23 protein-coding genes are annotated in these 23386 nt (G+C 64.1%); 11 read left to right on the top strand and 12 right to left on the bottom strand.

Translation table 11 applies throughout. The annotated features are described in order from the left end of the window. The 4 genes from BLU32_RS00990 to cysG are packed head-to-tail and all read right to left on the bottom strand — an operon-like array spanning position 1 to position 4196. Positions 1-747 carry a phosphoadenylyl-sulfate reductase gene (locus tag BLU32_RS00990; protein WP_093804587.1) on the bottom strand — a complete coding sequence of 249 codons (747 nt, stop codon included), beginning with the start codon at positions 745-747 and terminating at the stop codon, positions 1-3. Further along, entirely contained in the window at positions 734-2389 is a 1656-nt protein-coding gene (locus BLU32_RS00985; protein WP_093804586.1) for a nitrite/sulfite reductase, read from the bottom strand. The genes BLU32_RS00990 and BLU32_RS00985 overlap by 14 nt, the downstream gene beginning before the upstream one ends. A 37-nt stretch (positions 2390-2426) precedes the next feature. After that, positions 2427-2732 carry a DUF2849 domain-containing protein gene (locus BLU32_RS00980; protein WP_093804585.1) on the bottom strand — a complete coding sequence of 102 codons (306 nt, stop codon included), beginning with the start codon at positions 2730-2732 and terminating at the stop codon, positions 2427-2429. A gap of 27 nt (positions 2733-2759) precedes the next feature. Next, positions 2760-4196: a siroheme synthase CysG gene (gene cysG, locus BLU32_RS00975; protein ID WP_093804584.1), complete on the bottom strand. Its 1437-nt coding sequence runs from the start codon at positions 4194-4196 to the stop codon at positions 2760-2762. A gap of 503 nt (positions 4197-4699) precedes the next feature. Between cysG and BLU32_RS00970 the strand changes: the two genes are divergently transcribed. Further along, positions 4700-5422 carry an HAD family hydrolase gene (locus BLU32_RS00970; RefSeq protein WP_093804583.1) on the top strand — a complete coding sequence of 241 codons (723 nt, stop codon included), beginning with the start codon at positions 4700-4702 and terminating at the stop codon, positions 5420-5422. Between the two features lie 88 nt (positions 5423-5510). Here BLU32_RS00970 and BLU32_RS00965 read toward each other — a convergent pair whose 3' ends face one another. Together BLU32_RS00965 and BLU32_RS00960 are read right to left on the bottom strand one after the other, a co-directional pair. Then, entirely contained in the window at positions 5511-6677 is a 1167-nt protein-coding gene (locus tag BLU32_RS00965; RefSeq protein ID WP_093804582.1) for an acetyl-CoA acetyltransferase, read from the bottom strand. 393 nt (positions 6678-7070) lie between these two features. Continuing rightward, positions 7071-8315: a porin gene (locus tag BLU32_RS00960; RefSeq protein ID WP_093804581.1), complete on the bottom strand. Its 1245-nt coding sequence runs from the start codon at positions 8313-8315 to the stop codon at positions 7071-7073. A gap of 345 nt (positions 8316-8660) precedes the next feature. Between BLU32_RS00960 and BLU32_RS00955 the strand changes: the two genes are divergently transcribed. The 3 genes from BLU32_RS00955 to BLU32_RS00945 all read left to right on the top strand — a co-directional run bounded on the left by BLU32_RS00955 (position 8661) and on the right by BLU32_RS00945 (position 12389). Continuing rightward, positions 8661-9488, top strand: coding sequence for a glycosyltransferase family 2 protein (locus BLU32_RS00955; RefSeq protein WP_244501768.1), 828 nt, complete (start codon positions 8661-8663; stop codon positions 9486-9488). Then, positions 9485-10708, top strand: a complete 1224-nt coding sequence (locus BLU32_RS00950; protein ID WP_093804580.1) for a TIGR03862 family flavoprotein — start codon at positions 9485-9487, stop codon at positions 10706-10708. Before BLU32_RS00955 ends, BLU32_RS00950 begins: the two co-directional genes overlap by 4 nt. Positions 10709-10994: 286 nt before the next feature. Further along, entirely contained in the window at positions 10995-12389 is a 1395-nt protein-coding gene (locus BLU32_RS00945) for a diguanylate cyclase (RefSeq protein WP_256371436.1), read from the top strand. A 95-nt stretch (positions 12390-12484) separates the two neighbouring features. Here BLU32_RS00945 and BLU32_RS00940 read toward each other — a convergent pair whose 3' ends face one another. Further along, the gene (locus BLU32_RS00940; RefSeq protein WP_093804578.1) at positions 12485-12823 is read right to left on the bottom strand and encodes a BA14K family protein; all 339 of its coding nucleotides are present in this window, start codon (positions 12821-12823) and stop codon (positions 12485-12487) included. A 342-nt stretch (positions 12824-13165) separates the two neighbouring features. Between BLU32_RS00940 and BLU32_RS00935 the strand changes: the two genes are divergently transcribed. From BLU32_RS00935 to BLU32_RS00905, 7 genes are all read left to right on the top strand, one after another. Next, positions 13166-14347 (top strand): substrate-binding domain-containing protein, encoded by a 1182-nt coding sequence (locus tag BLU32_RS00935; protein WP_172838511.1) that lies wholly within the window; start codon positions 13166-13168, stop codon positions 14345-14347. 114 nt (positions 14348-14461) lie between these two features. Next, positions 14462-15289, top strand: a complete 828-nt coding sequence (locus BLU32_RS00930; RefSeq protein WP_093804577.1) for an ABC transporter ATP-binding protein — start codon at positions 14462-14464, stop codon at positions 15287-15289. Further along, positions 15282-16007: an ABC transporter ATP-binding protein gene (locus BLU32_RS00925; protein ID WP_093804576.1), complete on the top strand. Its 726-nt coding sequence runs from the start codon at positions 15282-15284 to the stop codon at positions 16005-16007. The genes BLU32_RS00930 and BLU32_RS00925 overlap by 8 nt, the downstream gene beginning before the upstream one ends. After that, entirely contained in the window at positions 16004-17032 is a 1029-nt protein-coding gene (locus BLU32_RS00920) for a branched-chain amino acid ABC transporter permease (RefSeq protein WP_093804575.1), read from the top strand. The genes BLU32_RS00925 and BLU32_RS00920 overlap by 4 nt, the downstream gene beginning before the upstream one ends. Positions 17033-17041: 9 nt before the next feature. Continuing rightward, the gene (locus BLU32_RS00915) at positions 17042-18100 is read left to right on the top strand and encodes a branched-chain amino acid ABC transporter permease (RefSeq protein ID WP_093804574.1); all 1059 of its coding nucleotides are present in this window, start codon (positions 17042-17044) and stop codon (positions 18098-18100) included. Continuing rightward, entirely contained in the window at positions 18097-18894 is a 798-nt protein-coding gene (locus tag BLU32_RS00910; protein ID WP_093804573.1) for an alpha/beta fold hydrolase, read from the top strand. The genes BLU32_RS00915 and BLU32_RS00910 overlap by 4 nt, the downstream gene beginning before the upstream one ends. A gap of 268 nt (positions 18895-19162) precedes the next feature. Further along, positions 19163-19375 (top strand): cold-shock protein, encoded by a 213-nt coding sequence (locus BLU32_RS00905; protein WP_029058427.1) that lies wholly within the window; start codon positions 19163-19165, stop codon positions 19373-19375. 84 nt (positions 19376-19459) lie between these two features. Here the strand turns inward: BLU32_RS00905 and BLU32_RS00900 are convergent, their stop codons facing one another. The 5 genes from BLU32_RS00900 to BLU32_RS00880 are packed head-to-tail and all read right to left on the bottom strand — an operon-like array spanning position 19460 to position 23332. Further along, the gene (locus BLU32_RS00900) at positions 19460-19855 is read right to left on the bottom strand and encodes a phosphate acetyltransferase (protein ID WP_172838510.1); all 396 of its coding nucleotides are present in this window, start codon (positions 19853-19855) and stop codon (positions 19460-19462) included. Continuing rightward, on the bottom strand, positions 19852-20250 hold the full coding sequence (locus BLU32_RS00895) for a MaoC/PaaZ C-terminal domain-containing protein (RefSeq protein ID WP_093804572.1): 399 nt from the start codon (positions 20248-20250) through the stop codon (positions 19852-19854). Before BLU32_RS00895 ends, BLU32_RS00900 begins: the two co-directional genes overlap by 4 nt. Then, positions 20247-21809 carry an AMP-binding protein gene (locus BLU32_RS00890; RefSeq protein ID WP_093804571.1) on the bottom strand — a complete coding sequence of 521 codons (1563 nt, stop codon included), beginning with the start codon at positions 21807-21809 and terminating at the stop codon, positions 20247-20249. Before BLU32_RS00890 ends, BLU32_RS00895 begins: the two co-directional genes overlap by 4 nt. A 1-nt stretch (position 21810) precedes the next feature. Beyond that, positions 21811-22605, bottom strand: a complete 795-nt coding sequence (locus BLU32_RS00885) for an enoyl-CoA hydratase/isomerase family protein (protein ID WP_093810400.1) — start codon at positions 22603-22605, stop codon at positions 21811-21813. Continuing rightward, positions 22598-23332: a TetR/AcrR family transcriptional regulator gene (locus BLU32_RS00880; protein WP_244501767.1), complete on the bottom strand. Its 735-nt coding sequence runs from the start codon at positions 23330-23332 to the stop codon at positions 22598-22600. The genes BLU32_RS00885 and BLU32_RS00880 overlap by 8 nt, the downstream gene beginning before the upstream one ends. Between the last annotated feature and the right edge of the window lie 54 nt (positions 23333-23386).

Below are 23386 nucleotides of genomic sequence, written 5' to 3'. Positions count from 1 at the left end.
TCAGATCCCCGCTCCGTTCTCGTTTTCCTGCGGAAGCGGAAAATGGATGCCGCATTCGGTCTTGTCGCCGCCGCGCCAGCGCCCGGCGCGCGGGTCCTCGCCTTCCGCTACCGGACTGGTGCAGGGCATGCAGCCGATCGACGGGTATCCCTCCGCCACAAGCGGATGCGGCGGCAGGTCGTGGGCCTGCATGTGCGCCCGCAGATCCGACGGGTCCCAGTCCGCGAGCGGATTGACCTTCACGCGCGAACCATCGGCCTCGAACAGCGGGATGTTGGAGCGCGAACTGGCCTGGAACCGCTTGCGTCCGGAAATCCAGGCGTCGAGGCCGGCGACCGCGCGCGCCAGCGGACGCACCTTGCGGATGTCGCAACAGGCATCCGTGTCGCGCATCCACAGCGCGCCTGTCGGATCGTCGGCCTGAAGATCCTCCACTGAGGGCCTCAGAACCCGCACGTCCTTGAGGCCGAAGCGTTCGGTCAGCGCGTCCCGGTAGCGCAGCGTTGCGGGAAAGAGCTTGCCGGTGTCGATGAACAGCACCGGCAGGCGTGGATCGACACGGGAAGCGAGATGGAGCAGCACCGCCGATTCCGCGCCGAAGGAAGAGACCATCGCCAAACCGGCTCCAAACTGCCGCCGCGCCGCCGCGATCACCTCTTCCGCCGGCGCGCCGTCAAAGCGGGCAGCGAGCCTTGTCGCAAGGTCGCCCGGGTCGTCTATTGCCGCTAGGGCTTCATGCCGTCCCATAGAGCGCCTCCTTGAACGGGGCATCGCCGACCCTGCGGTAGGCGTCCAGGAAGTCCTCCTCCGGCGCTGCACGCAGGCCGATGTAGGTGTCGACCACCGTCTCGACGGCATCGACAACCTCCTCGTAGGAGAAGCCCCGGCCAATGATTTCGCCGATCGAGCTGTTCTCGTCGCCCGATCCGCCGAGCGTGATCTGGTAGTATTCCTCGCCCTTCTTCTCCACGCCGAGGATGCCGATATGGCCGACGTGGTGATGCCCGCAGGCGTTGATGCAGCCGGAGATCTTGATCTTGAGATCGCCGATGTCGCGCTGACGCTCCGGCGTTCCAAACCGCTCGGAAATGCGCTGCGCTACAGGGATCGAGCGCGCGGTGGCAAGCGCACAGAAATCCATCCCCGGACAGGCGATGATATCGGTGACGAGCCCGGCATTGGCTTCCGCAAGCCCCGCCGCCTTCAATCCGGCGAAGATGGCGGGAATGTCGGTCTTGCGCACATGCGGCAATACCAGGTTCTGCTCGTGGCTGACACGGATCTCGTCGTGGCCATGGCGCTCGGCGAGTTCCGCCACCGCGTCCATCTGGTCGGCCGTTGCATCGCCCGGCGCCTTGCCGATCGGCTTCAACGAGATGGTGACACTGGCATAGCCCGCCGCCTTGTGCGCATGCACGTTGCGCTCGACGAAAGCGGCGAGCGCCGGGTCGGTCAGCATGGCGCACTCCAGTGCGTCCGCATCGTCCTGCGCGGCAAAGGCGGGCGGCGCGAAATAGGCGGTAATCCGGTCGATCTCGTCCTGCGGCAGGGTCAGAACGCCGCCGCGGATCTCCTCGAATTCGCGCTCGATATCGGCCCTGAGCACGTCGACGCCGGTTTCGTGAACGAGGATCTTGATGCGCGCCTTGTACTTGTTGTCGCGCCGTCCGTAGCGGTTGTAGACACGCAGGATCGCCTCCGAGTAGGCCAGCAAGTCTTCTTCCGGCAGGAAATCCCGCACCTTGCGGGCGATCATCGGCGTGCGGCCAAGCCCGCCGCCAACGAATACCGTGAAGCCGACATTTCCGTGTTCGTCGCGCTTCGCCTGCAGACCGATGTCATGCACCTGGACGGCGGCGCGGTCATGCGCTGCGCCGGTCACCGCGATCTTGAACTTGCGCGGCAGGAAGGAAAACTCCGGATGCAAGGACGACCACTGGCGCAGGATTTCCGCATAGGGGCGCGGGTCGAGGATCTCGTCGGCGGCAGCACCCGAAAAGTGATCGGCGGTGACGTTGCGGATGCAGTTGCCGGATGTCTGGATCGCATGCATCTCGACTGTGGCAAGCTCCTCGAGGATCGCCGGGATGTCCTTCAGGCGCGGCCAGTTGAACTGGATGTTCTGGCGCGTCGTGAAGTGCCCGTAGCCCCGGTCGTAGGTGCGCGCGACATGGGCGAGCTTGCGCATCTGCGCGCCGTTCAGCGTGCCATAGGGGATCGCCACCCGCAGCATGTAGGCATGCAGTTGCAGATAGACGCCGTTCATCAGCCGAAGCGGCTTGAACTGGTCCTCGTCCAGATCGCCGTCCAGACGCCGGCGCACCTGATCGGTGAATTGCTCTACGCGGGCGGACACGAAGTCGGTGTCGAATTCGTCGTAGCGATACATGTGATATCTCCCCGGGGCTCGGGCCCCTGCAATGCCGTTACGCGGCCGAGGTTTCGCGTCGCGCCTGTTTGCCGAGATCGCGGCGCGTCGTTGGACCCTGCGCACGAATTCTCTCTCGAAAGCGGACAGCCTCGATACCGTCGTCGTTGCGGCGCAAGTCGATCAGATACGGGTCCACGAGCAGCCGCTCGGCCACGGCCTGCTGGCCGGCGGCCACCGCTTCAGCTTCCGCTTCGGCGGTTTCCAGAACCCATGCGGAGTGCAGCATCTCGACCCAACGGCCGGAGCGACCGAGCCAGACGACCTCGCCATCGATCAGCCGGTTTGCGGTGAGTGCCTTCATGCGGTGCATCCCTTCAAAGTGAGTTCGTCACGCGGCCGCCGTGGCCCGGGCCGGTTCGGCAGGGCACAGCGGCTGGCTGGCGGCGAGATCCGCGTGGGCGACGACATCGCCCACCACGATCAGAACGGGCCCGTCGATATCATCGCGCGCGCCCACCGCGCCGAGATCGTCGAGCGAGCCCGCGAACAGACGCTCGTCGCGCTGCGCGGCATTCTCGATCACGGCGACGGGCGTTCCCGCCGACAGGCCCGCCCCGATCAGCCGCGCCGCAACCCGAGCCGCGACCGTGCGACCCATGTAAACGGCGACAGTCGCGCCGTTCAGCGCCAAGTCGGCCCAGGCGGGGAGCGTGTCGCCGTCCCTGTCGTGACCGGTTGCAAAGACAAGCTGCGAGGCGACGCCGCGCAGGGTCAGCGGAATGCGGGCACTCGCCGCCGCCGCCAGTGCCGCGGTCACGCCCGGCACGACGTCGCAGCCGATGCCGGCCGCCTTGAGGGCGGCAAGCTCCTCGCCCGCGCGCCCGAAAACCATCGGGTCGCCGCTCTTCAGCCGAACGACCCGGCGTCCGGCGGAGGCCTCGCGCACGAGAATCGCGTTGATCTCGTTCTGCGGCACGGAATGCGCGCCCTTGCGCTTGCCGACGGCAATGCGCTCCGCGTCGCGCCGGCCCATGGCCACGACGGCATCGGGGACCAGCGCATCATGCACGATCACGTCGGCCTCCTGGAGCAGGCGCTGGGCGCGCAGGGTCAGCAGGTCCTCCGCCCCCGGGCCGGCGCCGACGAGCCAGACGAAGCCGGGTTCCTCGTTGCGGGTGTTCAGGAGACGCTGCGCCTCCGTGCGCGCAATGTCCGGGCGGCCGGCCTGGAGGTTCGCGGCAACACTTCCCGAAAAGAACCGCGCCCAGAACCGTCGACGATCCGCGCCGGGCGCGATGACCCGGGCAACCGTGTCGCGGAAACTTTCGGCAAGACGGGCAAGATCCCCGGTTTCGCACGGCAGCATCGCCTCGATCCTGGAGCGGATGTGGCGCGCCAGCACCGGACCGACACCTGTAGACGTGATGGCGATCGCGACCGGCGCCCGGTTCACGAGCGCTCCCACGTAAAAATCGCAAAGCTCCGGCCGATCGACCGCATTTGCCGGAATCCCGAAGACGCGCGCCGCATTGACAACCGCCGTATCCGCCGCCTCGTCGCCACTTGCCGCAAAGACGAGCGCCGCACCCGTCAGCAAGGCCGGGCGAAACGACGTGCGATGCCAGGTCGCACCGGACGTCTCGATTGCAGCGGTCAGCACCGCGTCAACGGTTGGCGAAATCACCTCGAGCGCAGCCGAGGTTTCCGAAAGCAGCCGGAGCTTCGCGGCTGCCTCCTCTCCGCCGCCGACCACGACCGCGCGGCGGCCCGCGACCTTTTGAAAGGTTGGAAACACATCGAGTTTTCGACTGTTCTGGCGTGACATGAAAAGCAGGCTCCGGCTGCATCGGGTACCGCCAACACATAAGGCCTGCACACGCCGGGCGCTGGGCATGGCATTTCAATCACAGCCGCGAAGAGAGAAAAATCATCCCGCCGCAGGCAACGTCACCAAAGCGCACGCACTCCTGACAACAGACGTCGAGCGCCACGATACTTGCAATCTTGATTTGCTTGAATCCGCGTACTCCAATACAATGGAGAGAATAAAATACTCAAAGTCGGGCTTGCATCTTTTTGTCACTCACAACCAAAAGATAAAAGATTTCACACCTGCTTCATGATGATAAAAATAATTAACATCAACTGAGAGCGCTCATCGTCTATAATATTTTTCAAGCATCGCGTAGTTCTTTTCCGTACCGAATCAATTTTTGTGATGCTATTATTTTACTCTTAAAATAGACTCAAGGTTGATTAATTGAAAAAAGCAACCTCAGACATGCATTCTGACGTGAGTCATCCCTTAATCCGATATGAGTAAATGCCGTGGTCAAAGCAATTTTCTTCGACGTTTTCGGGACAGTGGTTGACTGGAGAAGTGGCATTGCAAACGCCTTCGATCAGGCCTTCGCCAAATCCGGATCCGATATCAAGCCTTTGGACCTTGCCGACGCCTGGCGCGCGGAGATTGCCTCCCGGCTCGCCGAAAACTCCGGCGACACTGCCGACGGTGCTGAATATACGGGGCTCGACGCCATCCATTGCGATGCGCTGGAAAAGGTGCTCGCGGACGCCGATCTCACGCACCGAGTCGGGAGCAAGGAGAAAGCGGCACTGGAGAAGAGCTGGGAACATTTGCGTCCCTGGCCGGACAGCGTCCCCGGATTGCGCTCGCTGCGGCGCGAATATGTGATCGCACCGTGCAACCCGGCCTCGATCTCCATGATGACCTGGCTTGCCAAGAGCGCCGGCCTGCCGTGGGACCTGATCCTTGGCGCCGACATCGCGCGCAGGTATCCGCCGGCAGGTTCGGTCTACACCCGCTCTGCGGCCGCGGTCGGACTGGCCCCTGGCGAGACGATGCTGGTTTCCGCCCACAACAGGGATCTCGACCCTGCCCGCGCGGCCGGGCTGAAGACAGCGTTCTTCTCAAGACCGAAGGAGTTCGGCAAGGCCCAGACGTCCGATCTGGCCCCGGCCGATGCCTGGGACGTGATCGCCTTCGACCTGCTCGATCTTGCACGCCAGATGGAGGCAAGCCTGATCTAGGGTGCGGACCCAACGATCGTCACCGGATGACCGGAAGGCGCGGCAAAGCACGCCTTCCGTCTCGGCCCTCGCAGGCCGTGAATACCGCCTAGCGCAGGGGCTGGAGCACCGACACATAATTGGCGACGGCTGCACCACCCATGTTGAAGATGCCGCCAAGCTCCGCGCCCTTGACCTGAATGTCTCCCGCCCGGCCCGTGAGCTGCATCGCGCTCAGGACATGCATCGACACGCCCGTCGCGCCGATGGGATGGCCCTTGGATTTCAGCCCGCCGGACGGATTGACCGGCAGCTTTCCGCCCATCTCGGTCCAGCCTTCAAGGACCGCGCGATGGCCTTCGCCCGGCTTCGTCAGCCCCATCGCCTCATATTCGATCAGTTCCGCGATCGTGAAGCAGTCATGGGTCTCGACGAAGGAGAGGTCTTCGATGCCAAGCCCGGCCTTGTCGAGCGCCCGGGTCCAGGCCGCGCCGCAGCCCTCGAAACTCAGGATGTCGCGCTTCGACATCGGCAGAAAGTCCTGCGCATGCGCGAGGCTGCGGAAGGCCACCGCCTTGTCGCGGCCAAGTGCCGTTTCGACATCGGTGAGCACGAGCGCCGCCGCGCCGTCGGACACCAGCGAGCAGTCGGTACGCTTTAACGGACCGGCGACAAAGGGGTTCTTTTCGCTTTCGGTGCGGCAGAAGTCGAAGCCGAGGTCCTTTCGCATCTGCGCGTAGGGATTGTTCACGCCGTTTCTGTGGTTCTTTGCGGCAATGGCGGCAAGCGCATCGGACTTGTCGCCGTATTTCTGGAAATAACCTTGTGCGATCTTGCCGAACACGCCCGCAAAGCCGGCCGGCGTATCGCCGTCCTCGGGAAGATAGGACGCCTTCAGCAGATTGCGGCCGATCTCCGGCCCGGGGGTGGTCGTCATCTGCTCGACACCGACCACGAGCACGACGCGCGCCTCGCCGGAGGTGACCGCGCGCACTCCCTGGTGCACGGCGGCCGATCCGGTGGCACAGGCGTTTTCAACCCGTGTCGCCTTCTTGAAACGCAGGGCGGGATCGGCCTGAAGCACCAGCGAGGCGGTGAAGTCCTGTTCGGAAAAGCCTGCGTTGAAGTGACCAAGCACGATCTCGTCGACATCGGCTGCATCGAGTCCCGCATCCGAAAGAGCGTCGCGCGCAACCTTGACGATCAGGCTTTCGACGGTTTCCTCGGTATGTTTTCCAAACGGCGTATGGGCCCAGCCCACAATGGCAGCGGTCATCTGCTTACTCCCAGTTGGTCGCGCTTCCGCACCGCGCTCCGGTTCGGCACCGGCGGCAGATTGGAAAGAGACAATCGGATCGGCGACGAGGATTCCACCTTGGCGCAAAACGCGCAAGCAATTATTTTTACCAATACGTCAAACAAAATCAATTATCTTATTATTTTCAATATATTACGATTGTCACCAATTCATCATCGCACCCCGGGACTCTGGAGTGCGCACCTGCACCCGACCAGGCAGATCCCGCCAACCGCTGAAACGCGACCGAAACGGGAAAGGGCCGCCCGGATACCGGGCGGCCCTTTTCATGATGCAGCGTCCGGATTGCACCAGACAAGAAAAAGCCCGGCGGTTTCCCGCCGGGCTTTCATCCAATCCGTGAGGATTGAATTAGAACGTGCGCTGCACGCGGAGGATACCGACCAGAGCGTCGTCGGAAGCAACGCCAGCCGTGGAGAAGTCACGGTTGCGGTACTCAAGCTCGGCGCCGACATAGAGGCCGGAAACCGGACGCCAGCCAACGTTACCCTGAACGTTGATTTCGTTGAAGTCCGGGCCGCCAGCAGCCTGGTCGAGACGCGAGTAGTTCGCGGTGATCGACGTGGAGATCGCCGGGGTCCAGAAGTGCGTGAAGCCTGCACCGATGCCCCATGCGCTGGAGGTCTTGAGCGACCCAGCAGCGTTGTAGGAAGCGTCGGAGAACGAAGCAGACGCGAAGTTGGCGTTCACGTAGCCGATTGCGCCGTTCGCATAGGCTGCCTGGATCGAGAAGCTGTCGCCAGCTGCGATCATCGGCAGGTTGAACGTGGCACCGGCGCCGATCGCGTAGCCGAGCTTACCCTTGCCCGGCAGGAATACACCGCCGACGGTCTCAGCAGCGGCCAGATTGCGGCCGTAGACGTGGTGCAGGGCACCCATGATCTGAGCCGAACCCCAGCCCTGATCGACGCGCAGGTTTGCGACGAAATCCGGAACCTTGTCGCCGCCGTAGCCGTTCACGCTAGCTGCCGGAGCAATAGCCACAGGCGCAGCGCCCTGATCGAAGATGTTGGCGCGACGGTCCGAACCAACTTCCACCGAGGCCGAAGCCGAGAAGCCGTTGCCGAACTGGAAGGTGTAGGCGAACAGGTTGACGTCGCCGTTATCCGAGAAGCCCTGGTTCAGGACCGAACCCCAGTTGTCGCCGGTGTAGAAGTCGAAGTACGAACCGGTACGACCAGCGACGAAACCGCCGAGCTGGATGAAGGCTTCGTCAAGCGTCAGGCCAGCGGCGCCCGAGTTGTCGACCGTGATGTACGCAGCCACGTAGGTGCGCAGCAGGCCATACTCGGTGTTGGTGCGGCTGTCGAAGTTCATGTAGCCACGAGCACGCATGCCGGTGCTGTCGTCGGTACGTGCGTCCCAAGCGGAACCGCCGTTGTCGAGCACGTCGAACATGCGGAATTCAGCGCGGACACCGCCACCGATCTTCAGGCAGGTCTCGGTACCCGGGATGTAGAAGAAGCCCGTGCCGAAAGCGTCGCAAACGCGAACGTAGTCGACCGGCTCCGGTGCGACCGGAAGGTCGGCGGCCTGTGCGCCCGTGGCTGCCAGGGCAGCTGCGGAAGCGCCGAGCAGGATGCTCTTGATGTTCATTTCCTGACCTCGTCGTTGTTTCCTGCAAGGCCCCGTTGGCCAAGAGGAGATGAAGAGTTGAGCAAGCTTCCCCGCGAGCTCGAGTTTGTTTTAAGCGACGGGGCGTCCGCCTCGCAACCGGCAAATGCCCCTAGAAGGCACTGGACGGACACAGTGTGTCTTTGCGGTGACACCTCGTTAAGACCCCGTTAGCACTTTCGGCGTGGAAAGCCCTGAATTCCGCCAAACACCGGTTTTCCGCATCAATTCGCACCGACACGCCACTTTGCCGGCATCCAGGCCCGCAATCGCTTGAACCCGGCCCCGCGAACCCGCTAAGGATCCCGCGCAGCCGTGATTTGGCTGATGGTTTCGCGACAAGGGCTGACCTACATGACCGCCGCACCGCCGATCTCCGTCTTTATAATAGCGCATAATGAAGAAGACCGGATCGCGCGGGCTATTCGCAGCGTCGAATCATTCGCCGACGAGGTGATCGTGGTCGACAGCGGTTCAACGGACCAAACGGTGCGCAGGGCCGAATCGCGTGGCGCGCGGGTTCTCGTCAATCCGTGGCCGGGCTACGGCGCGCAAAAGCGCTTTGCGGAGGACCAGTGTCGCAACGACTGGCTTTTCAATCTGGATGCCGATGAAGCGGCGACGACTTCGCTTGCCGAGGAGATCAAGACCCTCGCGGCGTGTGGCGCGCTTGAAAGAGCGCCGTTCTGGAGGGTTCGCATCCGCGATGTTTTCGCTCACGAATCAGGGCCCGCAGCCTGGGCCTACGGTTACAACCAGATCCGGCTCTACGACCGCACCAAGGGGCGCTTTTCCGCCTCTCCCGTGCATGACACCGTGCGTCCGCCGAAAGGCGCCGCCATCGCGCAGCTCGAGGGTGCCATGGCGCATCGCTCGATTCGCTCCGTTGCTTTCCACGTTGAGAAAATGAACCGCTATTCCACCATGCAGGCGGACGACATGGCCGCGCGCGGACGGCGGATCGGCCGCTGGCGGCTCGTGACGGAGTTTCCGCTCGCTTTTCTGAAAGCCTATGTGCTGCGTCGTTACGCGCTTTATGGCTGGTGGGGCCTCGTGATCTCGACGAATTTCGCCTATACGCGCTTTTTGCGTCTGGCCAAGACCTATGAAGCCGAGCTGCTGGCAAAAAGCGCGAGACAGGAACCGCCGGAATGACCACCTCTCCCCCAAATGTCGCAATCATCGGAGGCGGGCCGGCCGGGCTGATCGCCGCCGACAGCCTGTCGGCCCGGGGCGTCGGGGTGACGATCTACGAAAGAATGCCCTCTGTCGGGCGAAAATTCCTGATGGCCGGACGCGGCGGACTCAACCTGACCCATAGCGAACCGGCGGAGGTCTTTCTGTCACGCTACCGGGAGGCGGAGCCGCGACTGAGGGCCGCCTTCGAGGCGTTTCCGCCGGAGGCACTCAGGACCTGGTGCGCGGATCTCGGCATCGAGACCTTCGTCGGATCGAGCGGCCGGGTGTTTCCGCGCCAGATGAAGGCCTCGCCGCTGCTGAGGGCCCTGCTCGGGAGACTGAATGCCAATGGAGTTTCGATCCGCACCAGATGGTGCTGGACGGGATTCGGAAACGATGGTGCGTTGCTGTTCGACACGCCCGAAGGGCCGAAAGACTGTCCCGCGCCGGACGCTGTGCTTCTTGCACTTGGCGGCGCGAGTTGGCCAAGGCTTGGAAGCGACGGTCTCTGGGCGAAGGCCACAGACGCCGCCGGCATCGCGCGCACGCCGTTTGCCCCGTCCAACTGCGGCGTGGAAATCGCCTGGTCGGCGCAATTCGCCACCCGCTTTCAAGGGGCGCCGCTGAAGCGGATCGCCCTGAGCGCAGGCGATCACACGATCCGCGGCGAGGCGATGATTACCGAGCACGGCCTGGAAGGCGGCGGCATCTACGCGCTCAGCCCCGACATTCGTCGCGCCCTGGCGGACACCACCGTCGCCGCGACGCTCACCCTCGACCTGCGGCCTGACCTAACGGCAGACGCGCTTGCCACACGGCTTTCGCGCCCCCGCGGCAAGGCCTCCGTTTCAAATCATGTAAGAAAGAGCACCGGGCTCGCGCCGGCAGCGGTTGCGCTGCTGCGCGAAGCGGGGGAGCGGCCGCAAGACGCGGAAGCCCTGGCCGCCCGCATCAAGGCGCTGCCGCTTCCGGTTGCCGGGATGACGGGCCTGGAGCAAGCGATCTCTTCGGCCGGCGGGATCGCATGGGAGGGGATCGACAATGGCTACATGCTCAAGGACAGACCCGGTGTGTTCGTGGCCGGCGAGATGATCGACTGGGAAGCGCCAACAGGCGGCTACCTCTTGCAGGGATGTTTCGCGACAGGGCGTGCAGCGGCCAATGCACTGCAAGTCCGATTGGCCCGCGAGAGATAGCCACGCGTGACACCGAAAGGCCTGGCTGCCGGGTCATGGATCCGCTTTGGATCACGCAGAGGCGCCCCAATTTCACAATGAAAAACTTGCACCGGGAATGAAAATACGGCGGCTTATTCATATTTTGGGCAAATATATTTTATGAATTTCAAATGTAACCGCGCGGATTGATCGAACATTTACCTTCTCACCCTACAGCTGTTCGGAGAGGGTATTTTTCCGAATTCCCGGTTTTTGCGTGTTGGGATCAAACGTCTTGGTTATCAGCAAAACCACACCCAAGAAGATGCCTTCCGCAATTGACATCACAGCTGCATCCGAACGCCCCTCGGCTTCAAACACCGGCAACACAAAGGCATTGCTGCGGCCCGTGCTCCGACTTCTCAAGCGGCTTTTATCCGTCGATTGCGTCTTCGTGACACTGGTTGCTCCACATGACGGATCGACTTTCATTTCCGTAGGCCCCTGCGAGGGACTGAGCCACGCCGCCCACGATCTCGCGGAAACCGTTCTGACAAGTGCGGAACCGGTGGTTCTGTGCGAGAGTGCCGCCGGATCGATCACCGACCCTGCCGTGGACATGACAGCGCTCGGACTGGGCTTGTTCGCCGGCATCGCGCTACGCAACGACGCCGGCACCGCCATTGGCGCATTGTATCTGGCAAGCCGGGGTCCCGTCGGCGCCACGGAAATCGACCGGAACGCCCTGAAGGATGCCGCGCAACTGGCCGCCCGCGAAATCCAGCATGATCATGCCGTGCACGCCGCGCGCGATGCCTGGAAGGTGATGGTGGAAGCGATCGAAACGCTTCCCGACGGCTTCGTTCTTTACGACCATCACGACCGTTTGACGATCTGCAACGAACAGTATCGAGAAACCTATCCGAAATCCGCCCATGTCATCCAGCCCGGCCGGACATTTGAGGAAATCATCCGGGAAGGTGTCCGCTGCGGGCAATACCCCGAAGCCATCGGCCAGGAAGACGCGTGGATCGCGGAGCGCCTGACCGCCCACGCCAATCCGACCGGGTCGGTGGAACAGCTTCTGCCGGACGGACGCTGGGTCCGGGTTCTGGAAAAGCGCCTGCCGAACGGTGGAACGGTCGGATTTCGCGTCGACATCACCGAACTGAAGGACCGACAGGCCGAGCTCTATGAACTCGCGCATCGCGACGAACTGACCGGAACCATGTCGCGGCGTGCGATCCTGTCCGCCGCACGCGATCGCGGGGACGATGCACGCGAACGCGGTCAGGCGCTCGGCCTGATGATCCTGGACATCGACAATTTCAAAGCCGTCAACGATGCCTATGGGCATTTTGCCGGCGACGAGGCGCTGAAGGAATTCTGCCGCCGCATCAAGGAGCAATTGCGCGAAACCGATTTCTTCGGGCGGCTTGGCGGCGAAGAGTTTCTCATTGTCCTCCCGGACACGCCCATATCCGTCTCCATCACGCTCGCCGAGCAAATGCGCAAATCTCTTTGCGCGACACCGGTCACCGTCAACGGGCATGATATCGCGGTGACATTGTCGCTGGGTGTTACCGAATTCGATGCCCACGAAAAGATGGATGCAGCCCTTTCCCGCGCCGACCGACTGCTTTACCAGGCCAAGGAAACAGGGCGGAACCGGACGGTTTTCGCATCGCACGGCGGAACCTCCCGGACTCCAGGCCAGTAACAGCCACAATCGGGACAACATCGCCTTCGAGCCGGTTCAGGCATGAAAAAGGGCCGGTGCGCCCGGCCCTTTGTTCAGTCCGGCCGGATCGACGATCAGCGGCACATCTTGTAGCGACCCGAGTAGCTGAGGAAGTAGCCGGTGTCCGGATTGAAGCTGCGATACTTCGACGAGCAGTAGCGATACCACGCGGGTGTCCAGGGGGCCGGGCGGCCATGGTAGACCGGCGCCGGGACATAGCGCGGGGCCGGCTCGACATAGCGCGGCTGCGACAAAGCGGATCCGATGACGGCACCGGCAACAAACCCGCCGGCGGCGGCCCAGCCGTTCTGATGATGCCACTTCTTCGCCTCGGCTTCGGTCGATCCCGTTGCCAGCACGGCGCCGGCGGTCAGGGCAAGTGCGAACCCGGTGACTGCGATTTTCTTCATCATGACTTCATTCCCTCTGTAAGAGCTTCCGTTTGAACTTCCCTTGCGGCTCTGTCGTCCGCCTATGCTTTGAAGATAGAAGCAAATCTCAAGATCCGATGTGACGGCCATCACGCTTCACTGCATTGGGTGACCTGACGCGACTTTCCCCGCCACATGACCCGTCACATGATCCGAGCGCATGACCGGTTCGCACGGTCGCGCGCCGGGCACCGACAGCGCGAGGCGATCCGCAAGCCCGGGCAGCCGAATTGACATGAAACATGAATCATGCGTCATATATTGTCAGACGCCGCGATCCGCTCATGCAAAGCGCCGACCGGACGTCGAACGGGAGGAAAAATCATGAGACAGATATATGCCGCCGCGCTTGTCGCGGCCGCGCTCGCGGGCGCGCCGGCCATGGCCGACGACATCAAGATCGCCCATGTCTACGGCAAGACGGGTGCACTCGAGGCCTATGCCAAACAGTCCCACACCGGCTTCATGATGGGGCTGGAATATGCGACCGACGGCACGATGGAGATCGACGGCCGCAAGATCGTCGTGATCGAGAAAGACACCCAGCTCAAGCCGGACATCGCGCGTGCAGCCCTTGCCGAGGCCTATGGCGACGACGAGGTCGATATTGCCGTCGGACCCGTCTCGTCGGGTGTCGCGCTCGCCATGCTTCCGGTCGCGGAGGAATACGGCAAGCTTCTCATCGTCGAGCCGGCGGTCGCCGACAGCATCACCGGCGAGAACTGGAACCGCTACATCTTCCGCACGGCGCGCAATTCCTCGCAGGACGCGATCGCCAATGCGGTGGCGCTCGGCCAGGACGGTGTGACCATCGCGACGCTGGCGCAGGACTACGCCTTCGGCCGCGACGGCGTCGCCGCCTTCAAGGAAGCGCTTGCCGGCACCGGCGCGACGCTCGCCTTCGAGGAATACGCCCCCACCGACACGCAGGACTTCACCGCGAGCGCCCAGCGCATCTTCGATGCGATGAAGGACATCGAAGGCCGCAAGTTCCTTTTCATCATCTGGGCCGGCGGCAACAATCCCATCGGCAAGATCAAGGCGATGGAACCGGACCGGCTCGGCATCGAGATCGCCACCGGCGGCAACATCCTGGCGGCGATGAAGGCCTACAAGGCCCTGCCCGGCATGGAAGGCGCGACCTACTATTATCACGAGATCCCGAAAAACCCGGCAAACGACTGGCTGGTCTCCGAGCACGAGAAACGCTTCCAGTCGCCGCCGGACTTCTTCACCGCCGGCGGCATGACGGCGGCGATCGCCGTGGTGGATGGCATCCGCAAGGCGGGCTCCACGGACACCGAGGAGCTGATCGCGGCGATGGAAGGCATGTCCTTCGAGACGCCCAAGGGCACAATGATGTTCCGCGCCGAGGATCACCAGGCACTGCAGTCTATGTACCACTTCAAGATCCGGGTCGAGCCGGACGTCGAATGGGGCATTCCAGAGCTCGTGCGCGAACTGAAGATCGAGGACATGTCGATCCCCGTGCGCAACGGACGCTGACGTCCCGCCGCTTGCGGAGGCGGCGTGCGCGCCGTCTCCCTTTCCCGTCTTTTGGCACGATGAGACGGCGGCCGAGCCGCCGTTTCTCCGCCCTCTTCCGGAGATGCAGCCGTGATGCGCGAAGACCCAGCCGGGCGGGCGCACCCCGTCGAGCCGCCGGTGCTCGAAACGCAGGACCTGACGATCCGCTTCGGCGGTCATGTCGCGGTCGATCATGTCTCCTGCGCGTTCCAGCGCGGCACGCTGACCGCCATCGTCGGGCCGAACGGCGCCGGCAAGACCACCTATTTCAACCTGATCTCGGGACAGCTCAAGGCGAGCGTGGGCCACGTACACCTCAACGGGGAAACGATCACCCGGCTGAGTGTCGCCGAACGTTGCACGCGCGGCATCGGGCGCGCCTTTCAGCTCACCAACCTGTTTCCCACCTTGAGCGTGCGCGAGAACGTCCGCCTCGTCGTGCAGGCGCGAGCCAATCGCGGCTTCGACCTCATCTCGCGCGCCGACAGCCATGTCGAACTCACCGAACGCGCCGATCACGTTCTGGCCGAGGTGAACCTTTTGCAAAAGCGCGACCTTCCGGTCTCCGCCCTGCCGCACGGCGACCAGCGTAAGCTGGAAGTGGCGCTGATGATCGCGCTCGGGCCCCAGGTGCTGATGTTCGACGAGCCGACGGCGGGTATGAGTGTCGACGAGGTTCCCGTCATCCTCGACCTGATCCGCGAACTCAAGCGCGATCATGACCGCACGATCCTGCTGGTTGAGCACAAGATGGACGTGATCCGCTCGCTCGCCGACCGCATCATCGTGCTGCACAACGGCGAACTGGTCGCCGACGGCGAGCCGGGCGAAGTGATGCGTTCGGCCATCGTCCAGGAAGCCTATCTCGGCAAGGCACCGGAACCGGCAGCGAAACAGGCGGGGGAGAGCGCCCATGGCTGAGCCGCTGCTGACGCTGTCCGGCGTTCACACTCACATCGGCCCCTACCACATCCTGCAAGGGGTGGACCTCGTGGTTCCGCGCGGCGGGGTCAGCGTGCTTCTGGGCCGCAATGGCGCCGGCAAGTCCACCACCTTGCGCACCATCATGGGGCTTCTGCGCCCGAGCGCCGGCGAGATCCGCTTTGACGGGCGCGCGATCGGCGAAACGCCGACGCCTGCGATCTCGCGCGCCGGCATTGCCTATGTGCCGGAGAACATGGGGATCTTTTCCGACCTGACGGTCGGGGAGAACATGCAGCTTGCGGCAACGCAAGGTCCGTTCGAGCCGACCCGCCTTGCCTGGATCAAAGCGCTGTTCCCGCCAATCGGAACCTTTTGGGAAAAACCCGCCGGCACCCTGTCAGGCGGGCAGAAGCAGATGCTCGCGGTTGCGCGCGCCATCATCGAGCCGCGCCGGCTGATCCTGATCGACGAGCCGAGCAAGGGGCTTGCGCCCGCCATCGTCACAGCGATGACGCGCGCGCTCGAGGAGTTGAGGGAAACCGACACGACCATCCTGCTGGTGGAACAGAATTTCGCCATGGCCTCCGCGCTCGGTGACACCGTGTCGGTGATGGACGACGGCCGCGTCGTGCATGCCGGTGCGATGTCCGCGCTTGCCGGCAACGCCGAAATGCAGGAACGGCTTATGGGACTGAGCCTGGAGGTACACCAATGAGCGAGACCGCGATCCGACCCAAGCTGGTGGCCGCCTCCGCCGGCGACCGGCTGCGCAAGGCCGCCCCCTTGCTGCTTGCGCCCGTCATGGCGCTTGTCGGGCTCATCGCCGTGGGCGATCCGGCGATCTGGCTGACGCTGACGGTGGCCGGCCTCGCCATGGGACTGATGATCTTCATCATGGCCTCCGGGCTGACGGTCGTCTTCGGACTGATGGACGTGATCAACTTCGGCCATGGCGCCTTCGTCTCGGTCGGCGCCTTCGTCGGTTTCACGGTTCTCGCCTGGCTCGCCGGCTGGACCGAGAACCCCACGGTGATCATGAACCTCGCCGCCGTCTTTCTGGCGATCCTCGCCTCCATGGCTGTCACCGGCGTGCTCGGCCTCGCCTTCGAGCGGGTGATCGTCGCGCCTGTCTACGGCCATCACCTGAAGCAGATCCTGGTGACCATGGGCGGGCTGATCGTCGCCCAGCAACTCATCCACGTTGTGTGGGGACCGGATGCGATCCATGTCGCCCGGCCGCAAACGCTGCGCGGCTCGGTCATCGTCTTCGACGCGGTGATCGAAAAATACCGGCTGTTCGCCGTTGCCATCGGCCTCGTGCTGTTTCTCGGCATGCGTCACGTTCTGAGATCCACCAAGGTCGGCCTGCTGGTGCGCGCCGGCGTGGAGAACAGCGAGATGGTCGAGGCGCTCGGCTACCGCATCCGCCGGCTGTTCCTGGTCGTGTTCATGGCCGGTTCCGCGCTGGCCGGCCTCGGCGGTGTGATGTGGGGTCTCTACAACGAGACCATCACCGCGCATATGGGATCGGACCTGATGGTGCTGGTCTTCATCGTCGTCATCATCGGCGGGCTCGGTTCCATCGAGGGCTGTTTCATCGGCGCGGTGCTTGTCGGACTGCTTTCCAACTACATGACATTCCTCGCCCCCAAGGTCGCTCTCGTCTCCACCATCGCGCTGATGGTCGGCGTGCTGATGTGGCGGCCCGAGGGGCTTTATCCCGTCGTCAAGGCGAAATAGGACGCAGACATGATCGACAGGCTCCTTTCCGGCGACCGGCCTAATTCGCGTCCCCTGGCGCTCGTTCTCATCGTCATCGCGCTGGGGCTCGCCTTCGCGCCGTTCCTGTTTCCCGGCACCAAATCGCTGGATACGGCGGCTCGGATCTGCATCTTCATCGTGCTGGTGGCAAGCTACGACCTGCTGCTCGGCTACACCGGCATCGTCTCCTTCGCGCATACGATGTTCTTCGGCATCGGCGCCTATGGCGTGGCGCTTGCGTTATCCGCGCTTGGCGCCTCCTTCACCGCAATCCTCCTCGGCGTTCTCGGCGGAACCGCCATGGCCGGTGTGCTGGCACTCGCCATCGGGTTGTTCTCGCTCAGGGTGAAGGCGATCTTCTTCGCCATGGTCACGCTTGCCGTGGCCAGCGCCTTCGCGGTTCTTGTCTCGCAGCTTTCCACGATCACGGGCGGCGAGGACGGGCTCACCTACCGCATTCCACGCGTGCTGACGCCGGCCTTCAAGCTCGTCGACACGCGCATCATGGACGTGCGTATCGACGGCCGGCTGCTCGCCTATTATCTCGTCTTCGTGTCCGCGCTGGTGCTCTTCCTCGGGCTGCTCAGGATCGTCAACTCGCCCTTCGGCCGGACGCTGAAGGCCGTTCGCGACAATGCCTTTCGCGCCGAGGCGATAGGCTACCGGGTAATCTGGTACCGCACCGCCGCCACCGTGCTGTCGGCCTGTGTTGCCGCGCTTGCCGGCGCGCTTCTGGCGATCTGGATCCGCTACACCGGACCGGCGACGACGCTTTCCATGGAGATCATGATCGACATCCTGCTGATGGTGGTTATCGGCGGCATGGGCACCATGTATGGCGCGATGATCGGCGCAACGCTCTTCATCCTGGCGCAGACCTACCTGCAAAGCCTGATGGGCGCGGCCGAACACGCCACCGGCATGCTGCCGCTCATTCCGGATCTCGTCGCTCCGGAACGCTGGCTGATGTGGCTGGGCGTGCTCTTCATCGTTTCCGTCTATTTCTTCCCCGATGGCGTTGTGGGCCGGCTGCGGAGCCGCGGATGATCGAGCTCGCCTTTCGCGCGGCCGGCACCGGGACGCCGGATGCGCGCCCGCTCGTGCTGCTGCACGGCTGGTCGTGCCATGGCGGCTTTTTCCGGCCCCAGATGGAGGCGCTCGGCCCGATGACCCGCGTGATCGCCCCCGACCTTCCCGGCCATGGCGACAGCGCGCGAACCGGCGACCTGACCATTGTGGCCGCAGCGGATGCGGTGGCCCGCATGCTCGCCGCCCAAGCCCTCGACGACGTCGTGCTGGTCGGCTGGTCGATGGGGGCGCTGGTCGCCTGGTCGATGATCGAGCGCCACGGCACAGGTCGCCTCGCCCGTCTCGTCGTCGAGGACATGTCGCCGAAGGTGCTGAATGATGCGGACTGGCCGCATGGCACGCGTTCCGGACTTGACGCGGATCGCAGCCGAGGCTTTGCCCGCGCCGTCGCCAGCCAGTGGCCGCGTCTGGCCGGGGCGACCGCGCGGCGCAGCTTCGCGCCGGGCGCACAGGAAGAGCTTATCAGCTTTGCGGAAGCCGAAATGCGAAAGGCAAAAGGTCCGGCGCTCGCCGCGATGTGGGCCTCGCTGACCGCGCAGGACTTTCGCCCGCTGATCGCCAAGGTCGAGATTCCCGTCACGCTTGCACCCGGCGGCCAAAGCCAGCTCTACGCCGGCGGCGCCGCGAAATGGCAGCTCGAACGCCTGCAACGGGGGCACGTCGTCCCCTTCCCGCACTCGGGCCATGCCCCCCATCTGGAGGAACCCGAGGCCTTCAACGCGCTTCTTTCAAAGCTTTGCAGGACCGCATAATACGCCGGAAAACCCTACGTCAATTCGCATTGCCCTTGCCGGATTGGCGCATTTCGACTACCATATCAACGTTGGACTTCGGTTCTACAATAGCGGGCTTGATAATTCGAACCCCGGTTAAGAAAGTTTCGGTATGCGGCGCCTTACCCGGTCCAGAAGACCGGTTCTGTCGGACAGAACTGCCTTTCCCGTTTCTGAATGCCACGCTCGCGCAAGCAAGTGCGCTTACTTGCGCTCTTTAAACTAAGACTCGGGACAGGAGTTTCCCATGCGCCAGACAGGCACCCTCAAGTTCTTCAACCATGATCGTGGTTTTGGCTTCGTCACCCCGGCCGAAGGCGGCAAGGACGTGTTCGTTCACATCACCGCTTTCGAACGTTCGGGCATGGCCGTTCCGGCTGAAGGCACCACGCTGACCTTCGTGACGGAAGAAGATCGTCGCGGCCGTGGCCTCCAGGCCGCGCAGCTTGCGCTCGACTGAGCCTTTTCCGGCCAGTCGAAACTGACGAGAACACCGCCGGCTTGCCGGCGGTGTTTTTGTTTGCGCCCTCGCCCGCCACGCCGATCAGGCATCGACGTCTTCCACATAGACCAGCGCGCGGCCTGTGCAGATAACCTCGCCCTCCAGCGTCTCGCACACCGTCTCCAGATCGACGAGATGCTTTTCCGGGCGCAGACGGGTGACCGTGACCCGCGCGCGCAGGGGCACGTCGAATGCGGCGGCGCCGCAAAACCGCATTTCCTGCTTGAGGTAGTTGGTTCCAAAGCCTGGAAGCTTCACGCCCAGCAGATAGGAGAACATCCCGCCGATCAGCGGTTCAGGCACCGTGTCGGGAACGGCATCCAGGCCGGCAAGTGCCGCGAAATCCGCGGCCTGCCCGCGCGGATAGAGTCGCACCAGTTCAGCGCTGCGTCCAAGCTCCAGCCCGTCGCCGTGGCGTCGTTCGGTTTCCTGCCTCATTGCGCCTCCTCCATACGGCACCGTCCGCGCAGCACCTCGGCACCGTCGCCTACACGCCGGATCGAGATCGACAGTTCATCGGGATCCGATGCAACCGGTGCAATGGCGATCGTCAGTTCCTCATCCGCATAGGCGGGGTTCGGGAACATCAGCTCCTGCATGGCATGGCGGCGACCGGGCCAGCGTGTGCGGATCAGCGCCCAGAGCCTGGAATAGAGCAGCATGCCGTGCGACACGGTTCGCCCGAACCGCGTCCGCGCGGAAAACGCCGGATCGACATGGATCGGATTGTCATCGCCCGACAGCGCGGCGAACCGGTCGAAATCGGCTTGCGCCGGAGTCCAGCGATGGACGACGGCGGAGCCATCGCCGGGGTCTGCAAGCGGCGCGGTCATCGGCCCTGCCCTTCCTTTGCGATATCATGTTTGACGTGTTGCGCCTTGAGAATGTGCTTCTGGACCTTGCCGGCTGCGGTGCGCGGCAGGTCCTCGACGATCCCGACATGGCGGGGCACCTTGTAACCGGCCAGCCGCTCCCGGCACCATGTGACAAGGGCGGCCGGATCGATGTGCATGCCGGGCCTTGCAATCAGATAGGCGGCGCCAACCTCGCCCCATTTTTCGTCCGGAACACCGAGGACCACCGCATCAAGCACCGCCGGATGGGTGACGAGCACCTTTTCCACTTCCGCCGGATAGACGTTCTCGCCGCCCGAGATGTACATGTCCTTGATCCGGTCGACGATGGCGTAATAGCCGTCCTCGTCCCGTCGGGCGACATCGCCGGAGCGCAGCCACCCGCCCTCAGTGAACGCTTCCAAAGTCGCCTGTTGATTGCCGAAATAGCCGGGGGTGACACCCGGTCCGCGGATCTGCAGTTCGCCTTCACCGGCGCCCGAAACCACCGCGCCGTCGGGCGCGACCAGACGCACCTCGGCGAGGATCTGCGCCTTGCCGACGGAGCCGATCTTTTCCGCCGCGCGGCCCGGATCGGTCAGGAACACCGTCGGCCCCGTCTCGGTCATGCCCATGCCGTTGCACACGGTCACGCCGCGCGCCAGATAGGTGCGCAGCAAGGGGGCGGGCATTGGCGCGCCGCCGCAACCGAGCGAGCGCAGCGGCGAGAAATCGACGCATTCGAAACGCGGGTCGAGCGCAAGCGCCTGATAGATCGCCGGAACGCCGAAAAAGGCGGTGATCCGGCCACGCCTGACCATGTCCAGCACGGTCCCGGCGTCGAATTTGCGCAACACAATGGAATGGCCGCCGGCGAGATAAAGCGGCAGGGTCATCAGGTTGATGCCGGCGGTGTGGAACAGCGGCAGGAAGTTCGCCGCCGTGTCGTCGCCGGACAACCCGGTGGCCTGGGTGTAGTTCACCGCATTGGCCCAGGCCATCGTCGGCGTCTGGATCACCAGCTTGGGCACGCCTGTGGTGCCGGAGGTCGCAAGCAGATACCAGGGCGCGTCGGCGGGAACGCGCCGAACATCTGCCGGATCGGCGATCTCCCGCGCGCTGACAGCCACGTCACACAGGCTTTCCTCTCCCGCGCCCCCGGACGCATCCGCAAAGCCGAGACGACGCATGTTTGCGGTTTCGCAAAGGGTCACTGCGGTATCGCGGGTGGCCGCGTCATGCAGCAGAATGCGGGCGCCGGCCTCCGCCAGGATCGGCGCAAGCTCCGCCGGCGGCTGCCGCCAGTTGAGCGGAAGCAGGATCACGCCCGATTTCTGCGCGGCGAAGAGCAGCACGAAGAACTCCGGATGATTGTGGCACAGCACCGCGACGCGGTCGCCCTCGCCGATCAGGAGCGCTGCCAGGGCCCGCGCTGTCTTGTCCGCGCGCGCATTCACCTCGGCGAAGGTGAGCGTCTTGCCGCTCGCATGATCGGTAAAGGCCGGACGGTCCGGCGTCAGTTCCGCGCGCTTGGCCGCCATGTCGGTGAGCCAGTCCATGTCAGCCCCCTTTCCCGACCGAGGCCGCCGGCGCCAGAAAGGCGCTCATGCGGGCTGCCGTTTCGGGCCGTGCGATCAGGCGCAGAAAGGCGGCGCGCTCGCGCTCGAGCGCCGCGGCGACCCGCCCCCGCCGCAGCGGCGACCAGGTGTTGGCGCGGCTTGCCTTCAGGCTTTCCCGATCCTTGGCGGCAATCACCTGCACGAGGGCCGCGACCTCCGTTTCGAGATCCTCCGACGCGCAAATCCGGCTTGCCAGTCCCAGCTCGCGGCAAGTGCGCGCGTCGAGCCGCGTGTTGAGATATTGCACTTCCAGCGCCTTCGCCGCGCCGATGCGCTCGGGCAGGAGCGCCGTCCAGCCGCCGTCCGGGGCAAAGCCCATGTCGCTGTAGTAGGGCTGCAGGAACGCCCGCTCGCTCATCACCACGATGTCGGAAGCAAGCAGGAAGCCGGCCGACCCGCCGGTCACCGCGCCGTTGACGGCGGCCACGACCGGCGCGGGAAACACCAGAAGATTCAGGATCGTGCGGTTGAGCCCGCCGACGATGTCTGCCGAATAGGCCAGAAGCGCGTCGGTGTCCGCTCCCCTTTCGGCAAAACCCGCGACATCGCCGCCGGCGGAAAAGGCCCGCCCCTTCGCGTTCAGGACAAGCGCATGCACATCCGCACGCGCGGCCCGCGCAAGACAGTCTCGCATGCTATCGAGAAGCTCCGGCACCAGCGCATTGCCGCGTCCGGGGCGGTCGAGCGTCAACGTCGCGATATCCGCATCGATGGACAGCCTTGCGAGGTCAGGCATCGCCATCCCCGTCAGCGGCGGGAGCGGACAGCCCGTGGACGATCATCTCGTGAGCGGTGTCGACCATCTCGTCGATCGAGGCATCGCTGCCAAAGACGACGGAATATTCGCCAAGCGAGCGGGCGATGCCCATCAGCGCCCAGGCGCGGATGTCCGCGTCACCCGCGCGGATGTCGCCGTTTTGCGCCGCCTGCGCCAGCCCCTCGCGGTAGCCTTCGGCAAAGGTGCGAAAGTAAGCGAGATAGGCCTTGGGATCGACGAATTGCGCTTCCTGGACGATGCGATAAAGCTCGGGATGAGCGGCGACGAAGGTCAGGAACGCGCGCAGGCCGGCGCGCTCCGCATCCAGCCGGTTGGCGATGCCCGCGGTCGCCTCACTGATCGCATGGCGCAGCATGCGCCCCATGTCGGCGACAAGCTCGGAGAAGACATCGTCCTTGCTGGCGAAATAGATGTAGAATGTGCCCTGGGCGACGCCCGCCGCGCGGGTGATCGACCCGATGGAGGCCTCGTTGAAGCCCTGCTCGCCGATGACCTTTTCCGCCGCCGAAAGGATGGCGCGCCTCGTCGCCTCGCCGCGCGCGGTCTTCGGCTTGGGCGCAGCCGGATCCTGCCGTCCGCGCATGTCGTGGGCCGCTTTTGGGGCGGCGGCGGATTTCGCCCGGCTCCGGCGGGAGACGGAGGCTCCCTTCTCCGGTCGCAGGCTGTTTCCCTTCGGATCGCTCACCGTCTCTCAGTCGCCTCCCAAAACATGAATTATGATTCAGTATTCATGTTTTGG

Source organism: Stappia sp. ES.058 (genome assembly GCF_900105595.1).
Lineage (GTDB): Bacteria > Pseudomonadota > Alphaproteobacteria > Rhizobiales > Stappiaceae > Stappia.
Note: the sequence above shows the minus strand (reverse complement) of the source record. Positions and strands in the feature narration are given on the sequence as shown.

Coding starts and splice junctions, on each gene's coding strand:
- BLU32_RS00980 (WP_093804585.1), bottom strand. CDS start 2,732: ATGAAGGCACTCACCGCAAACCGGCTGATCGATGGCGAGGTCGTCTGG.
- BLU32_RS00935 (WP_172838511.1), top strand. CDS start 13,166: ATGAGACAGATATATGCCGCCGCGCTTGTCGCGGCCGCGCTCGCGGGC.
- BLU32_RS00885 (WP_093810400.1), bottom strand. CDS start 22,605: ATGCCTGACCTCGCAAGGCTGTCCATCGATGCGGATATCGCGACGTTG.
- BLU32_RS00925 (WP_093804576.1), top strand. CDS start 15,282: ATGGCTGAGCCGCTGCTGACGCTGTCCGGCGTTCACACTCACATCGGC.
- BLU32_RS00945 (WP_256371436.1), top strand. CDS start 10,995: ATGCCTTCCGCAATTGACATCACAGCTGCATCCGAACGCCCCTCGGCT.
- BLU32_RS00940 (WP_093804578.1), bottom strand. CDS start 12,823: ATGATGAAGAAAATCGCAGTCACCGGGTTCGCACTTGCCCTGACCGCC.
- BLU32_RS00910 (WP_093804573.1), top strand. CDS start 18,097: ATGATCGAGCTCGCCTTTCGCGCGGCCGGCACCGGGACGCCGGATGCG.
- BLU32_RS00990 (WP_093804587.1), bottom strand. CDS start 747: ATGGGACGGCATGAAGCCCTAGCGGCAATAGACGACCCGGGCGACCTT.
- BLU32_RS00985 (WP_093804586.1), bottom strand. CDS start 2,389: ATGTATCGCTACGACGAATTCGACACCGACTTCGTGTCCGCCCGCGTA.
- BLU32_RS00900 (WP_172838510.1), bottom strand. CDS start 19,855: ATGAGGCAGGAAACCGAACGACGCCACGGCGACGGGCTGGAGCTTGGA.
- BLU32_RS00890 (WP_093804571.1), bottom strand. CDS start 21,809: ATGGACTGGCTCACCGACATGGCGGCCAAGCGCGCGGAACTGACGCCG.
- BLU32_RS00920 (WP_093804575.1), top strand. CDS start 16,004: ATGAGCGAGACCGCGATCCGACCCAAGCTGGTGGCCGCCTCCGCCGGC.
- BLU32_RS00905 (WP_029058427.1), top strand. CDS start 19,163: ATGCGCCAGACAGGCACCCTCAAGTTCTTCAACCATGATCGTGGTTTT.
- BLU32_RS00895 (WP_093804572.1), bottom strand. CDS start 20,250: ATGACCGCGCCGCTTGCAGACCCCGGCGATGGCTCCGCCGTCGTCCAT.
- BLU32_RS00960 (WP_093804581.1), bottom strand. CDS start 8,315: ATGAACATCAAGAGCATCCTGCTCGGCGCTTCCGCAGCTGCCCTGGCA.
- BLU32_RS00950 (WP_093804580.1), top strand. CDS start 9,485: ATGACCACCTCTCCCCCAAATGTCGCAATCATCGGAGGCGGGCCGGCC.
- BLU32_RS00930 (WP_093804577.1), top strand. CDS start 14,462: ATGCGCGAAGACCCAGCCGGGCGGGCGCACCCCGTCGAGCCGCCGGTG.
- BLU32_RS00955 (WP_244501768.1), top strand. CDS start 8,661: ATGGTTTCGCGACAAGGGCTGACCTACATGACCGCCGCACCGCCGATC.
- BLU32_RS00965 (WP_093804582.1), bottom strand. CDS start 6,677: ATGACCGCTGCCATTGTGGGCTGGGCCCATACGCCGTTTGGAAAACAT.
- BLU32_RS00915 (WP_093804574.1), top strand. CDS start 17,042: ATGATCGACAGGCTCCTTTCCGGCGACCGGCCTAATTCGCGTCCCCTG.
- cysG (WP_093804584.1), bottom strand. CDS start 4,196: ATGTCACGCCAGAACAGTCGAAAACTCGATGTGTTTCCAACCTTTCAA.